Source organism: Pseudomonas lurida (assembly GCF_002563895.1).
In the GTDB taxonomy this organism is placed as follows: Bacteria; Pseudomonadota; Gammaproteobacteria; order Pseudomonadales; family Pseudomonadaceae; genus Aquipseudomonas; species Aquipseudomonas lurida.
The window spans coordinates 4471690-4485090 of the sequence record NZ_PDJB01000001.1; the positions used below are offsets into that span (position 1 = coordinate 4471690).

The 13401-nt window shown below is 62.0% G+C and carries 13 protein-coding genes; 10 read left to right on the top strand and 3 right to left on the bottom strand.

Annotated elements, in window-relative coordinates; all coding sequences use genetic code 11:
• From ATH90_RS20160 to ppnP, 7 genes are all read left to right on the top strand, one after another.
• Positions 1 to 873 (top strand): SDR family oxidoreductase, encoded by an 873-nt coding sequence (locus ATH90_RS20160; protein ID WP_069077919.1) that lies wholly within the window; start codon positions 1 to 3, stop codon positions 871 to 873.
• Between the two features lie 3 nt (positions 874 to 876).
• On the top strand, positions 877 to 2493 hold the full coding sequence (atuC, locus tag ATH90_RS20165) for a geranyl-CoA carboxylase subunit beta (RefSeq protein WP_069077920.1): 1617 nt from the start codon (positions 877 to 879) through the stop codon (positions 2491 to 2493).
• Between the two features lie 16 nt (positions 2494 to 2509).
• A complete protein-coding gene (gene atuD, locus ATH90_RS20170) occupies positions 2510 to 3667 on the top strand; it encodes a citronellyl-CoA dehydrogenase (RefSeq protein ID WP_034107890.1) in 1158 nt (385 codons plus the stop codon).
• Positions 3664 to 4425: an enoyl-CoA hydratase/isomerase family protein gene (locus tag ATH90_RS20175; RefSeq protein WP_034107892.1), complete on the top strand. Its 762-nt coding sequence runs from the start codon at positions 3664 to 3666 to the stop codon at positions 4423 to 4425. Before atuD ends, ATH90_RS20175 begins: the two co-directional genes overlap by 4 nt.
• Before the next feature lie 184 nt (positions 4426 to 4609).
• Complete coding sequence (locus ATH90_RS20180; RefSeq protein ID WP_098467158.1) at positions 4610 to 6493, top strand: acetyl/propionyl/methylcrotonyl-CoA carboxylase subunit alpha; 1884 nt, start codon at positions 4610 to 4612, stop codon at positions 6491 to 6493.
• A 72-nt stretch (positions 6494 to 6565) separates the two neighbouring features.
• Positions 6566 to 7108, top strand: coding sequence for a 3'-5' exonuclease (locus ATH90_RS20185; protein ID WP_034107896.1), 543 nt, complete (start codon positions 6566 to 6568; stop codon positions 7106 to 7108).
• A gap of 124 nt (positions 7109 to 7232) precedes the next feature.
• Positions 7233 to 7517, top strand: a complete 285-nt coding sequence (gene ppnP, locus ATH90_RS20190; RefSeq protein ID WP_034107898.1) for a pyrimidine/purine nucleoside phosphorylase — start codon at positions 7233 to 7235, stop codon at positions 7515 to 7517.
• Positions 7518 to 7583: 66 nt separating this feature from the next.
• Here the strand turns inward: ppnP and ATH90_RS20195 are convergent, their stop codons facing one another.
• A complete protein-coding gene (locus ATH90_RS20195; protein WP_098467159.1) occupies positions 7584 to 8390 on the bottom strand; it encodes an MOSC domain-containing protein in 807 nt (268 codons plus the stop codon).
• Positions 8391 to 8429: 39 nt separating this feature from the next.
• Positions 8430 to 9365, bottom strand: a complete 936-nt coding sequence (locus tag ATH90_RS20200) for a chemotaxis protein CheV (protein ID WP_034107902.1) — start codon at positions 9363 to 9365, stop codon at positions 8430 to 8432.
• A gap of 540 nt (positions 9366 to 9905) precedes the next feature.
• Here ATH90_RS20200 and ATH90_RS20205 point away from each other — a divergent pair.
• From ATH90_RS20205 to ATH90_RS20215, 3 genes are all read left to right on the top strand, one after another.
• Positions 9906 to 10355 (top strand): hypothetical protein, encoded by a 450-nt coding sequence (locus ATH90_RS20205; RefSeq protein WP_177431165.1) that lies wholly within the window; start codon positions 9906 to 9908, stop codon positions 10353 to 10355.
• A 370-nt stretch (positions 10356 to 10725) separates the two neighbouring features.
• Entirely contained in the window at positions 10726 to 11619 is an 894-nt protein-coding gene (locus ATH90_RS20210) for a sensor histidine kinase (RefSeq protein ID WP_034107905.1), read from the top strand.
• Positions 11616 to 12275 carry a response regulator transcription factor gene (locus ATH90_RS20215; RefSeq protein ID WP_034107907.1) on the top strand — a complete coding sequence of 220 codons (660 nt, stop codon included), beginning with the start codon at positions 11616 to 11618 and terminating at the stop codon, positions 12273 to 12275. Before ATH90_RS20210 ends, ATH90_RS20215 begins: the two co-directional genes overlap by 4 nt.
• Here ATH90_RS20215 and yegS read toward each other — a convergent pair.
• Entirely contained in the window at positions 12234 to 13154 is a 921-nt protein-coding gene (yegS, locus tag ATH90_RS20220; RefSeq protein WP_098467160.1) for a lipid kinase YegS, read from the bottom strand. The genes ATH90_RS20215 and yegS overlap by 42 nt on opposite strands.
• Between the last annotated feature and the right edge of the window lie 247 nt (positions 13155 to 13401).

Genomic DNA, 13401 nt, shown 5'->3' on the forward strand with positions numbered 1-13401 from the left:
GTGGCCTTCGACTCAATCTTCAAAGCCGACCTGTTCCAGGGGCAAACCGTGATGGTCACCGGCGGTGGCAGTGGTATTGGCCGCTGCACCGCCCATGAACTGGCAGCGCTCGGCGCTCACGTCATCCTGGTCGGACGCAAGGCGGAAAAACTGCAGAATGTCGCACTAGAAATTGCCGAAGATGGCGGCACCGCCGATTGGCAGGTGTGCGACATTCGCGATGAAGAGGCGGTAAAGGCGCTGGTCAAACACATCATTCACGCGCACGGTCCGATCCACGGCCTGGTCAACAATGCGGGTGGCCAATATCCGTCGCCGCTGGCTGCGATCAATCAAAAAGGCTTCGAAACAGTGCTGCGCACCAACCTGGTCGGCGGCTTCCTGGTCGCGCGGGAGGTGTTCAACCAGTCCATGAGCAAGCACGGCGGCGCCATTGTCAACATGCTCGCCGACATGTGGGGTGGTATGCCCGGCATGGGCCACTCGGGTGCCGCGCGCGCCGGCATGGACAACTTCACCAAGACCGCGGCCTTTGAATGGGGTTATGCCGGCGTCCGCGTGAATGCCGTGGCGCCGGGCTGGATCGCCTCCAGCGGCATGGACACCTACGAAGGCGCGTTCAAGGCGGTGATCCCGACGCTGCGCGAACACGTGCCGCTCAAGCGTATCGGCACCGAGTCGGAAGTCAGCGCGGCCATTGTGTTCCTGCTCAGCCCCGCCGCTGCCTTTATCAGTGGCAGCACGTTGCGCATCGACGGCGCCGCCAGCCTGGGCAGCCGCGCCTGGCCGCTGCACAAGGCGCAGTCGCCGAGCGAACCCTTCAACGGCTTCCACCGCGCCTACCTGCCAGATGTACTCAAGGCGGAGCAATAGACCATGCCGGTGATTGAATCCTCGATCGACCCCCACAGTGCCCAGTTCGCGCAAAACCGCGAGGCCATGCTGGCGGTCATCGCTCAGCTGCGCCAACTGGAACACAACCTGCTGAGCAAGGCGCAGGAAGCCAAGCCCAAGTTCGACAAGCGCGACCAACTGCTGCCCCGTGAGCGCCTCAACCGGCTGCTCGACCCCGGCGCGCCGTTCCTGGAACTGGCCAGCCTGGCCGGCTACAAGCTGCATGACGACAAGGACGGCAGCGCTGCCGGTGGTGGGTTGATCGCCGGCATCGGTTATGTCAGCGGCGTGCGCATGCTGGTGGTGGCCAATAACAGCGCGATCAAGGGCGGCACCATTTCCCCCACGGGCCTGAAGAAATCCCTGCGCCTGCAGCAGATCGCCATGGAGAACAAACTGCCGGTGGTAACCCTCGCCGAAAGCGGCGGCGCCAACCTCAACTATGCCGCGGAGATTTTCGTCGAAGGTGCGCGCAGTTTCGCCAACCAGGCGCGCATGTCAGCCATGGGCTTGCCGCAGATTACCGTGGTGCATGGCTCGGCCACGGCGGGCGGCGCGTATCAGCCGGGGCTGTCGGATTACGTGGTGGTAGTGCGCGGCCGGGCCAAGCTGTTCCTCGCAGGCCCGCCGCTGCTTAAGGCCGCGACCGGTGAAGTGGCGACCGATGAAGAACTGGGCGGCGCCGAGATGCACGCGCAAATTGCCGGCACCGCCGAATACCTGGCGGAAAATGACGCCGACGGCGTGCGCATCGCCCGTGAGATTGTCAGCCTGTTGCCCTGGAATGATCGCCTGCCAGCTGCGCAAAAGCGTGTCTACACAGAGCCGCTGTACCCCATTGAAGAGCTGCTGGGCCTGATCCCGGATGATCCGAAAAAACCCTATGACGTCCGCGAAATCCTCGCGCGCCTGGCAGACGGCTCGCACTTTCTTGAATTCAAGGGCGAGTTCGATGCCCATACCGTCTGCGGTCACCTGCACATCCAGGGGCGTGCCGTCGGCGTGATTGGCAACAACGGCCCGATCACGCCCAAGGGGGCCAGCAAGGCCGCGCAGTTTATCCAACTGTGCGACCAGAGCCGCACGCCGCTGCTGTTCCTGCACAACACCACCGGCTTCATGGTGGGTACCGAGTCGGAGCAGCAAGGGGTGATCAAGCACGGCGCGAAGATGATCCAGGCGGTGGCCAATGCGCGAGTGCCTAAACTCACGCTGGTGGTAGGCGGCTCCTACGGCGCGGGTAACTATGCGATGTGCGGCCGCGGCCTGGACCCGCGTTTCATCTTCGCCTGGCCTAACAGCCGCACGGCGGTGATGGGGGGTGCGCAGGCGGGCAAGGTACTGCGCATCGTCACCGAGGCCAAGCAGTTGAAGGATGGCCTTGTGCCGGACCCCAAGGTGCTGGACATGCTGGAGCAGGTCACCGCGCAGAAGCTCGATAGCCAGTCCACCGCGCTCTACGGCAGCGCGAATCTTTGGGATGACGGGCTGATTGATCCCAGGGATACCCGCACGCTGCTCGGCTTTTTGCTGGATGTCTGCCATGAGGCCGAAGCCCGGGTGTTGCAGCCCAACAGCTTCGCAGTGGCGCGTTTCTAACAGGAGAACAACAACAATGATCTTCACCCAGGAACACCAGGAACTGCGCCGCACCGTCCGCGCCTTCGTCGACCGCGAGATCAACCCTCACGTGGATGAATGGGAAAAGGCCGGGCGTTTTCCCATCCACGAGATCTTCCGCAAGGCCGGTGCCCTTGGCCTGCTGGGCATTTCCAAGCCGGAGAAGTTCGGCGGCATGGGCCTGGACTACAGCTATTCCATCGTCGCCGCCGAAGAGTTCGGCACCGTCCGTTGCGGCGGCATTCCCATGTCCATCGGCGTGCAGACCGACATGTGCACCCCCGCCCTCGCCCGCTTCGGTTCCGATGAACTGCGCGACGAATTCCTGCGCCCGGCCATCAGCGGCGAACAGGTCGGCTGCATCGGTGTCTCGGAAACCGGCGCCGGCTCCGACGTGGCCGGGTTGAAAACCCACGCGCGCAAGGACGGCGACGACTATGTGATCAACGGCAGCAAAATGTGGATCACCAACTCGCCCAGCGCTGACTTCATCTGCCTGCTGGCCAACACCTCCGACGACAAGCCGCACATCAACAAGTCACTGATCATGGTGCCGATGGGCACCCCTGGCATCAGTGTCAGTCCGCCCCTGGAAAAGCTCGGCATGCACAGCTCCGAGACCGCCCAGGTATTCTTCGACGGCGTGCGCGTGCCCCAACGCAACCGCATCGGCCACGAGGGCGCGGGGTTCATGATGCAAATGCTGCAGTTCCAGGAAGAACGCCTGTTCGGCGCGGCCAATATGATCAAGGGCCTGGAGCATTGCATCGACAGCACGATCGAGTACTGCAAGGAGCGCCAGACCTTCGGCAAGGCTCTGATCGACAACCAGGTCATTCACTTCCGCCTCGCTGAACTCTCCACCGAAATCGAATGCCTGCGGGCGCTGGTCTACCAGGCCACCGAGCAATACATCAAAGGCCAGGACGTGACTCGCCTGGCCTCCATGGCCAAGCTCAAGGCCGGGCGGCTGGGCCGCGAAGTCAGCGACAGTTGCCTGCAATACTGGGGCGGCATGGGCTTCATGTGGGACAACCCCGTGGCCCGCGCCTATCGCGATGTGCGACTGGTCTCGATCGGTGGCGGCGCCGACGAAATCATGCTGGGCATCATCTGCAAACTGATGGGCACCTTGCCTGGGAAAAAACCATGAACACCCTGCTGCTCGAACCCCATAACGGCGTGCTGCACATCACCCTCAACCGCCCGGCACAGCGCAACGCCATGAGCCTGGAGATGGTCAATGAACTGCGCGCGGTGCTGGCACAGCTGGACAGCCAAGTGCGTGCGCTGGTGATCAGCGGGGCCGACGGGCATTTCTGCGCCGGGGCCGATGTGAAAGACCTCGTCACGGCAGGCAATCAATTGCAGGCGCTGAACCGCGCGTTCGGCACCTTGCTGCAGGAAGTCGAAGCGGTGCCGCAAGTCGTGATCGTGGTGCTGCAAGGCGCGGTGCTGGGCGGCGGGTTTGGCCTGGCGTGCGTGAGTGATATCGCCATCGCCGATCACCAGGCGCAATTCGGCCTGCCGGAGACCAGCCTGGGCTTGCTGCCGGCGCAGATTGCGCCGTTTGTGGTCAAGCGCATCGGGCTGACCCAGGCACGCCGACTGGCGCTGACAGCTGCGCGATTTGACGGCCTGGAAGCCGAGCGGCTGGGCGTCGTGCACTTTACCGAACGTGATCCGCAGGCGTTGGCGGAGCGCGTGGACGAAGTATTGGGGCAGGTGCTGCGCTGCGCGCCGGACGCGAATGCACGAACCAAATCCCTGTTGCTGGCGAGTGTGGATGAACCGCTTGAGGCGGTGCTGGACCGTGGAGCGCAGTGGTTTGCCGACGCGGTGAGGAGTGAGGAAGGGATTGAGGGGACGCAGGCGTTTGTGCAGAAAAGAAAGCCTCGGTGGTGCAAGTGACGTCATCGCAGGCAAGCCAGCCCACACCGTTTGACCGAGGTCGGCTACTGGGCCGCCGCGCTGTTGCTTTTGATGTGGGGCGAAGGCCTTTTGCTGACTTGCGGCCTTTCCAAACGTGAGCGGCTGCAAGAGCGGCCCCCTAGCCGCCGTTACCTGAACAACGGACATGTACCCGGAGCAATCAATGCCGCAGCTAACAAAAATCCTGATCGCCAACCGTGGCGAAATCGCCTGCCGCATCCAACGCACCGCCCAAACCCTGGGCTACCGCACGGTGGCGGTCTACAGCGATGCCGACGCCCAGGCCCTGCACGTACAAATGGCCGACGAAGCCGTGCACATCGGCCCTGCGCCCGTCCAACAGTCATACCTCAACATCGAAGCCATCCTCGACGCTGCCAGGCTCACCGGCGCCGACGCCATCCACCCCGGCTACGGCTTCCTCTCCGAAAACCCCGACTTCGCCCGCGCCTGCCAGCACGCCAACCTCACCTTCATCGGCCCCGGTGTCGAGGCCATCGAACTGATGGGCAGCAAACGCCTGTCCAAACTCGCCATGCTCGACGCCGGCGTGCCCTGTATCGCCGGCTACCAGGGCAGCGCCCAGGACGACGCCACCCTGCAACGCGAAGCCGAGCGCATCGGCTACCCGCTGATGATCAAGGCCAGCGCCGGTGGCGGCGGTCGCGGCATGCGCCTGGTGCACCAGCCACAAGACCTGTTGAACAACCTGCAGACTGCCCGCTCGGAAGCCAGGAACGCCTTTGGCAGCGATGAACTGATCCTCGAACAAGCCCTGATCGACCCACGCCACGTCGAGATCCAGCTGTTTGGCGACAGCCACGGCAACCTGATCTACCTTGGCGAACGCGACTGCTCGATCCAGCGCCGCCATCAGAAAGTCATCGAGGAAGCGCCCTGCCCCGTCATGACGCCCGCGCTGCGCCAGGCGATGGGTGAAGCCGCCCTGAAGGCCGGGCGCGCGGTGAACTACGTCGGTGCGGGCACCGTGGAATTCCTGCTCGACCGCCAGGGCCGGTTCTACTTCCTGGAAATGAACACGCGCCTACAAGTGGAACACCCGGTGACCGAGCTGATCACTAGCCTCGACCTGGTGGGCTGGCAGCTGCACATCGCCGCCGGCCAAGCGCTACCGCTGACGCAGGCGGACGTCACCCTGAGCGGCCACGCCATGGAAGTGCGGCTATACGCCGAAGACCCGGCCCAGGGCTTCCTGCCGCAAACCGGCGAGGTGCTGCACTGGGAACCGGCGGCTGGCGTGCGCATCGATCATGGCGTGGTGCAAGGCCAGCGTATCAGCCCGTTCTACGACCCCATGCTGGGCAAGATCATCGCCCATGGCACCACCCGCGAGGAGGCCCGGCGTAAACTGCTGCGAGCCGTGGAAGACACGGTGTTGCTGGGCCTGGAGACCAATCGGCAGCTGTTGGCTGACCTGCTCAAGCACCCGGACTTTATCGCTGGCGATTTCAGCACCGGGTTTATCGCGCAGCACTTCAACGAAATTCCGCCCCAGGCCCCATCAAAAGAACAGCTCGACCTCGCCGCCGCGCTGTTTTACGCACACAGCGCACACCAGCATTCCCAAGCACTCGCGGGGTGGCGCAACACCGCCAGCGCGCCCAGCACCTACCGCCTTGAAGTCAACGGCGCCATCCACAACGTCAGCGCTGAGCACCTGCACCTCACCACCGACGGTCGCTATGCCACGCTGGTACTCAATGGCATCCGCCGCCGCATCGCCTATCACCTCGACGGCAACCGACTGTGGCTACCCGGCCTCACCGTGATCGACCGCACCCAGCACATCGCCAGTCGCCAGGCCGACGCCGGCAGCGGCACGGTCAAGGCGCCGATGGACGGTGCGATTGTCGATGTGCGGGTCAGCGCCGGCGACAGCGTCACCAAAGGCCAACTGCTGTTGGTGCTCGAAGCCATGAAAATGGAGCATCCGCTGACGGCCGGTATCGACGGAGTGATCAAGGGCGTGCAAGTGGTCACCGGTGATCAAGTGCGCAATCGTCAGGTTTTACTGGAGATCGTCTAACCCCTGGGCGGAACTACAGGGCCGGGCTACGCTCTATCCCCAACGGAAAGGAAGAGTACGGGAACCTGCGCGATGCCTCATTGGCTGATTATTGACCTTGAAGCCACAACGGATGAAGGCGGCTGGCCCGTGACGGAGATGGAAGTCATCGAGATCGGCGCGAGCCTGGTCAACCGCCAGGGCCGCGAGCTGGATCATTTCCAGCGCTTTGTGCGGCCACTGCGCCGACCATTGCTGACACCCTTCTGTCGCCAACTGACACACATCACCCAGGCGAACATCGATGGCGCGGCCCCCATCACTGAGGTGTGGCCGCTGTTCGAACGCTGGCTGGGCCAGCATCAGCCACGCCTGGAGGGTTGGGCCAGCTGGGGCGACTACGATCGCAAGCAGCTGGAGCTGGAGTGGCAACGCCACGGACTGGCCAGCGCACTCGCCCAAACCCCCCATGTGAATCTCAAGCAACGCTTCGCCAAGGCCCGGCGCCTGGACAAGCCGCTGGGGCTCAACGGCGCCTTGCAGTTGGCAGGGCTGCAGTTCCATGGCCAGCAACATCGGGCGCTGGAGGATGCACGCAACACCGCACGCCTGCTGCCGCTGATTCTACCGGTCTAGGCAGCTCTCGAAGGCTTGGGCATACTGGCCGGCCTTTTTCCGTAATCTGCTCTTGCTGCAGGCACCGGCACACCGGCGCCAGCAGGAAGCAGTAAGCCTTAACCCACTTTCCGAGGAATCGCCCATGTTCAAAGTCAACGAGTACTTCGACGGCACCGTCAAGTCGATCGCTTTCGGCACCCCAGAAGGTCCGGCGACCATCGGCGTAATGGCCCCCGGCGAATATGAGTTCGGTACCGCCCAGCGTGAAATCATGCACGTGGTGTCCGGCGCACTGACCGTCAAGCTGCCTGACGCCAGCGAGTGGGAAACCTTCGCTGCTGGGAGCCAGTTCAACGTGCCGGCCAACAGCAAGTTCCAGCTGAAGGTTGCCGTGGACACTGCTTACCTGTGCGAATACCGCGGCTAAGGGTTCCTGGCAAACAAAAAAATGCCCGTCTCGCAGGAGACGGGCATTTTTTATGACCGCGCAAAACTACTCGAGAATCGTCACTGGCATCCCGACTTCCAGGCGACCAATACCATCGTTGACCAGGTTCTGGCCGAAAATCGCGCCATTTTCAGTCTTGCGATAGGACTCCAGCGTCGCGAAAGGTTCGCGGTCGGCGCTGCGTTCGCCGGTCTGCGGGTCGATGGTGGTGAGGATGCAGCGCGAGCACGGCTTGACCGCACGGAACTCCACATCGCCGATGCGCAGGCGTTTCCAGCCGTCTTCTGCAAAGGCTTCGCTGCCTTCGATCACCAGGTTGGGACGAAAACGCAGCATTTCCATGGGGCGGCCGATGCGTTGCGAGAGATCGTCCAGTGAGCCCTGGCCGATCACCAGCAGCGGGTAACCGTCGGCAAACGCGACCTGGTCGTCGTCCTTGCCATAACCGGCCTCGGTGGTGCGGGCGCGTTCGAGAGGGATGTGCACCAGGCGCGTCGGCTTGCCGATAAAGTCACTGACCCAGGCGGCAGCTTCTGCGCCCGCGTCCGGCACACGCAAGGTGTCACGCCAGATGGTCACACCGCGCAATAGGGCATCGCTGCCGGGCACGGCCACGTCCAACGACGTGTAGCCCGGCGAACTCAGGGTGAGCCCGCCGCGGGTGTTCCAGAGTGCCGACAGCTGGCTCATCTTTGCCACGGCGCGCTGCGTGAGGAAACGCCCACTGGCCTCGTCCACCAGCATCCAACGTCGATCACCCTCTACCCCAAGTTTATCCAGGCCGACCTGCTGCACTATCTCGGCCTTGCCGGACTTCAAGGGGTAACGGTACAACGCGCTGAGACGAAGCATGGGCCTGCATTCCTGAGGGGCAAAGCCGTCACCCTAAGGTCAAGCGGGCACTTCGTCCAGCATCAGACGCTGACGCACCACATCCACGAGCTTGTCGGGCTGGAATTTGGACAGGAAATTGTCGCAGCCGACCTTCTTCACCATCGAGTCGTTGAAACTGCCCGACAGCGAGGTGTGCAGCACCACGTACAGCTTGCGCAGGCGCGGGTCGTTACGGATCTCGGTGGTGAGGCGGTAACCGTCCATCTCGGGCATTTCGGCATCGGTGAAAATCATCAGCAGCTTGTCGGTCATCACCTGGCCGCTGTCAGCCCAGGCCTTGAGCATGTTCAACGCCTTGAGACCGTCGCTGGCAATGTGCATCTTCACGCCCAGTTGGCCGAGGGTGTCGCGCAGTTGCGACAGGGCCACGTTGGAGTCATCCACCAGCAGCACTTCACGGCCACGGGCGCGCTCCAGCACCGGGTCTTCGAGTTTCTCGCGGGAGACCTTGGCGTTGTACGGCACGATCTCGGCCAGGACTTTTTCCACGTCGATGATTTCCACCAACTGGTCGTCGACCTTGCTGATGGCGGTGAGGTAATGCTGGCGCCCGGCACTGGTCGGTGGGGGCAGAATGGCTTCCCAGTTCATGTTGACGATGCGGTCCACACCGCCCACCAGGAACGCCTGAACCGAGCGGTTGTACTCAGTGACAATAATGGTGCTGTTGGGGCCCGGCACCAGCGGGCGCATGCCAATGGCCTGGGACAGGTCGATCACTGGCAGCGTCTGGCCACGCAGGTTGACCACGCCGCACACGAAGGGGTGACGTTGTGGCATCAAGGTCAGCTTGGGCAATTGCAGCACTTCCTGCACCTTGAACACGTTGATCGCGAACAACTGGCGCCCGGCCAGGCGGAACATGAGGATCTCCAGGCGATTCTCACCCACCAATTGCGTGCGTTGATCTACCGTGTCGAGAATGCCGGCCATTAAAAGCTCCTGATGCGCTGAGGAATTGTGCAGTTCACATAAGTTGGGTTATCGGCGGCGAACGCCAGACCTTGACCCGAGTAAAATGCCACGTAAATTCATTGATGTCACACTGACATCATGCTTTACTGCGCTGGCCTCTCCAGACGGTGGTATAGCGACGTTGCGCGACATTCAATTCGACGCAAGGTTCCGCTATGTAAGGGATTCCCCTATGCACAATCAGGCCCAACCTGATATTCGCAATATCTAATAGCCATTAATGTGACGCCATTCTCAATGCATGAATGGAGTCAGGCTTTTGTTTGCCATCCCAAGCCCTCGGCCCACAGGCCTTCCAGACATACAGATGTCGGTAATTGACGGTGTGCAAATGACCCCGCTCATGAGGGCCGCGCACCGCCGTTGCCGTCACTCTAATACACGTCCTACTGAAAACTCAGAAGCGACCTACAGATCCCAGTCATATTTCAGCGCTACTTTTAAGCCATTCACCCGGTGCGACCTCTCATCACCCGACCGTATGTTGTGGAGACTTGCATGATGAACAGCGCAAATGAATGGCAGACCACACTTCCCGAGTTTTTGTTGGAAGCAGAAACCCTACTGGCCAAGTCAGAAGAGTGCTTGAGCCATCTGCACCTGATTCGCGACGACAGCGATGCCATCGACTGCATGAAGTCCAGCCTGGCCAAACTGGCTGAAAAGGCCGACAGCCTGGCGTTGCAGGCGATCAGCGAGTTTTCCCGGCATATCCAATACCTGATCGCCAATGCCGCCAGCCCGATGCAATTGCATGATCAGGCGCTGGATGCCTTGCACGCGTGCCTGACTCTACTGGCGTGGCAACTGGAACTGATCGATACCCGCACAGGCGAACTGGGCATGGATGAAAGTGAGCAGGCGACATTGATTGCAACGGTCACGTTGCAGATTCCGCAAAAGGACTTCAGTTATAAACCGCAGCAGCGGATGCACCACGCGTCTTGAGCACATATCAGGTCGTATTTAAACCTGAAGTTATCTGAAAACGACATACGCCATTAATCCAATGGAGTTGAATCGCGCAGGCGAAGATATCAATTAGCCACTAACGGTAATAACGATACAAACACACGAAAACAATATAACTCCCCCACTTGATGAACTCTGGGAATACCGCCCGGAGCATTTGCGCGGGTAATAACCCGGCCAGGCACGGCACCAGGCGACCAACGGTAATAGTGGTGGTACTATGCCCCACTCGAAGTGACTCAACTTCATCATGCATAAAAACGATTCGATCACGCATTCCAAACAGAGCCCCGTCAGCCGCCGTGACCGGTCTTTCCGCAGTGAACCTTCATTGGCTCCATCCGCTATGTACGCCAACCTCAAGACACTCATCGCAAGGTCCGCGTCCCGCAGCAATGCACGCCGATTAGTCCTCGCCTTGTGCCTTGGCTCACTGCTGCTGAGCCTGTGGGCCTACACCCGGGCCGCGCCATTGCCGTTGCTGGTGATTGTGCTCAACCTGGCCACCCTGGTGGTGGTGGGCCTGCAACAATGGCGTTCACGCAAGTCCATCAAGTTCCAGCCTCAGGAACTGGCCGACCGTTTGCTGCAGGTCCAGGAGAACGAACGCCACCGCCTCAGCCGTGAACTGCACGACGATATCGGCCAACTGCTCACCGCCGCCAAGCTGCAAAGCGAATGGCTCAAGCGTCGCCTGCCCGACGACCTGCAAAGCCAGTGCACGGTGTTGTGCAACACCCTGGATGAAACCCTGGCCAAGGTGCGCGACGTGTCCGCCATCCTCAATCCTCGCCAGTTGGCCAGCCTGGGCCTGGAAGCCAGCCTGCGCGCGCATCTGCTCAAGACCCTGGAAAACACCCCGATTCACTGGAGCCTGGAATGCCAGCAACGGCTCACCGGTATCCCGGAAGAAATGGCCGTGGCAGCCTTTCGCATCACCCAGGAAGCGGTGACCAACATGCTGCGCCACGCCCAGGCGCGCAATCTGCTGGTGCGCCTGCAACGCCTGCCCGAAGGCCTGTCGCTGAGTATCTGCGATGACGGCCAGGGCTTTTCGCCCGCCATCAACCCAGGCCTGGAAGGCCAACGGGGCATGGCCGGCATGTCCGAGCGGATTGATCAGCTTGGCGGTTCGTTATCCGTCAGTAGCCAGCCAGGCAAAGGGACACGGATCGACGCGCTTTTCCCCTGGGCGCCACGCGCCCTCGAACGGGCCAGTTCCCCTAAGGTTCTCGAGTGACCTGCAAATTACTCCTGGTGGATGACCATGCACTGATCCGGGCCGGCGTACGCGCGCTGGTCCAGGACATTCCCGGCTACACCGTGATTGGCGAAGCCAGCGATGGCGCACAGTTGCTGGAGCAGTTCAGCGCCCTGTTGCCGGATATCGTGCTGCTGGACCTGTCGATGAAGCACACCGGCGGCCTGGACGCCCTGCAGCAACTCAAGCGTGCCTACCCCAAGAGCAAAGTGCTGATCCTGTCGATGCACACCGACCCGGAACTGATCATGTGCGCCCTGGAATCCGGCGCCCATGGCTACCTGCTCAAGGACACCACCGCCAACGAGCTGGAACACGCACTGCTGGCCTTGCGCAACAACGAACGCTACCTGAGCCCGGCGATTGCCCACACTGTCATCAACCAGGCGCTGGTGCGCAGCCAGGGCCCAACCACGCCTGCCGGCCATAGCCACAACCTCACGGCGCGGCAGCTGGAGATCCTGCGCCTGATCGTGCGTGGCAAGTCCACCCGGGAAATCGCCCACGGCCTGGGCCTGAGCATCAAGACCGTGGAAGCCCACCGCTCGCAGATCATGAAACGCCTGCAGATTTTCGACGTGGCCGGCCTGGTGCTATTCGCGGTGCGCGAGCAGATCATCAGCCTGGACGACTAACGGCGAATGCACCGGCAAGTGCACGCGCAAGGCCTTGGGCAAGGCCTCGAAATGCAGGTCATCGCCCTCTAGCGGCTCGCCATCGAGGTTGATGTACAGGCCCTGCGCAACCTTGATATTCACCCACGGCAACCGCGCCCGCACGAACATAGTGTCCAGGCCCCAGCCGTTGTTCATCAGCTCACGCAAGGTGCCGACCACTTCCTGGGGCGCCGGCAGGATGCTGACGTCCAGCAGGCCATCATCGGCCATGGCGCCTGGGCATAGCTCATGCCCACCGCCCGCCTGGCGACCATTGCCGATTCCCAGGGCAAGCAACTCGCCTTTCCAATGAAAATCGGGGCCATCCAGCTCGGCGTAGGCAGCCTTCAACTCGCTGAACCGCGTCAGGCCAGTGAAGAGGTAGGCCGCACCGCCGAGGACCTTCTTCAAGTCCTCGGAGGTGTTGGCGGTGACCTGGCTGCCGAATCCGCCGGTTGCCATGTTGAGGAAGATCTGCCCGCCGACTTGGCCGAGGTCGATGGCCCTTGGCGGCACATCCAGCAGCGCCAGGGCCTGGTCAGGCTCCAGCGGGACGCCGGCAGCCTTGGCGAAGTCGTTGGCGGTGCCCAAGGGCATCAGCACCAGGCTGGCGTCGGTCTTGGCCTGGGCCATGGCTTCGGCCACATCGCGCAGGGTGCCGTCGCCGCCACCGGCGATGATGTGGGTGTAGCCGTCAGCCAGGGCTTGCGTGACGATGCGCTCGGCGTCGCCGCCCTCCCACGTGACCCGCACCGCCAATTCCCCGCCTTGCTCACGCCGGGCCTGCACGGCTGCGCGCACGTCCTCGTTAAGGGCTTGCTTGCCGTGGAGGATTAACAGGGCTTTGGGGGTGATCATTGCGGGAATCTCCTGATTCAAGGGTGCTTGGAGGATGTGGACCTTGGCCGGGGAGAAAAAAGCCATTGGATGGGAAAAAAATTGGATGATTGAGTGCATATCCGTTTTTTGGGTAACGACTGGTATTGGTTCCGCCCTTACGGCGGGTCACTTTTGAAAAGAGCCCAAAAGTAACCAAAAGGCTCTTGCCCCAACACTCGGTACCTCGCCTAGGCTCGGTATGCCCGTAATCCGACAGGGATTTGGG

What these genes read in the sequence shown, in the direction of transcription:
- atuC (WP_069077920.1), top strand. Translation starts at nt 877, where the DNA reads ATGCCGGTGATTGAATCCTCGATCGACCCCCACAGTGCCCAGTTCGCG.
- atuD (WP_034107890.1), top strand. Translation starts at nt 2,510, where the DNA reads ATGATCTTCACCCAGGAACACCAGGAACTGCGCCGCACCGTCCGCGCC.
- ATH90_RS20175 (WP_034107892.1), top strand. Translation starts at nt 3,664, where the DNA reads ATGAACACCCTGCTGCTCGAACCCCATAACGGCGTGCTGCACATCACC.
- ATH90_RS20180 (WP_098467158.1), top strand. Translation starts at nt 4,610, where the DNA reads ATGCCGCAGCTAACAAAAATCCTGATCGCCAACCGTGGCGAAATCGCC.
- ATH90_RS20185 (WP_034107896.1), top strand. Translation starts at nt 6,566, where the DNA reads ATGCCTCATTGGCTGATTATTGACCTTGAAGCCACAACGGATGAAGGC.
- ppnP (WP_034107898.1), top strand. Translation starts at nt 7,233, where the DNA reads ATGTTCAAAGTCAACGAGTACTTCGACGGCACCGTCAAGTCGATCGCT.
- ATH90_RS20195 (WP_098467159.1), bottom strand. Translation starts at nt 8,390, where the DNA reads ATGCTTCGTCTCAGCGCGTTGTACCGTTACCCCTTGAAGTCCGGCAAG.
- ATH90_RS20200 (WP_034107902.1), bottom strand. Translation starts at nt 9,365, where the DNA reads ATGGCCGGCATTCTCGACACGGTAGATCAACGCACGCAATTGGTGGGT.
- ATH90_RS20205 (WP_177431165.1), top strand. Translation starts at nt 9,906, where the DNA reads ATGATGAACAGCGCAAATGAATGGCAGACCACACTTCCCGAGTTTTTG.
- ATH90_RS20210 (WP_034107905.1), top strand. Translation starts at nt 10,726, where the DNA reads ATGTACGCCAACCTCAAGACACTCATCGCAAGGTCCGCGTCCCGCAGC.
- yegS (WP_098467160.1), bottom strand. Translation starts at nt 13,154, where the DNA reads ATGATCACCCCCAAAGCCCTGTTAATCCTCCACGGCAAGCAAGCCCTT.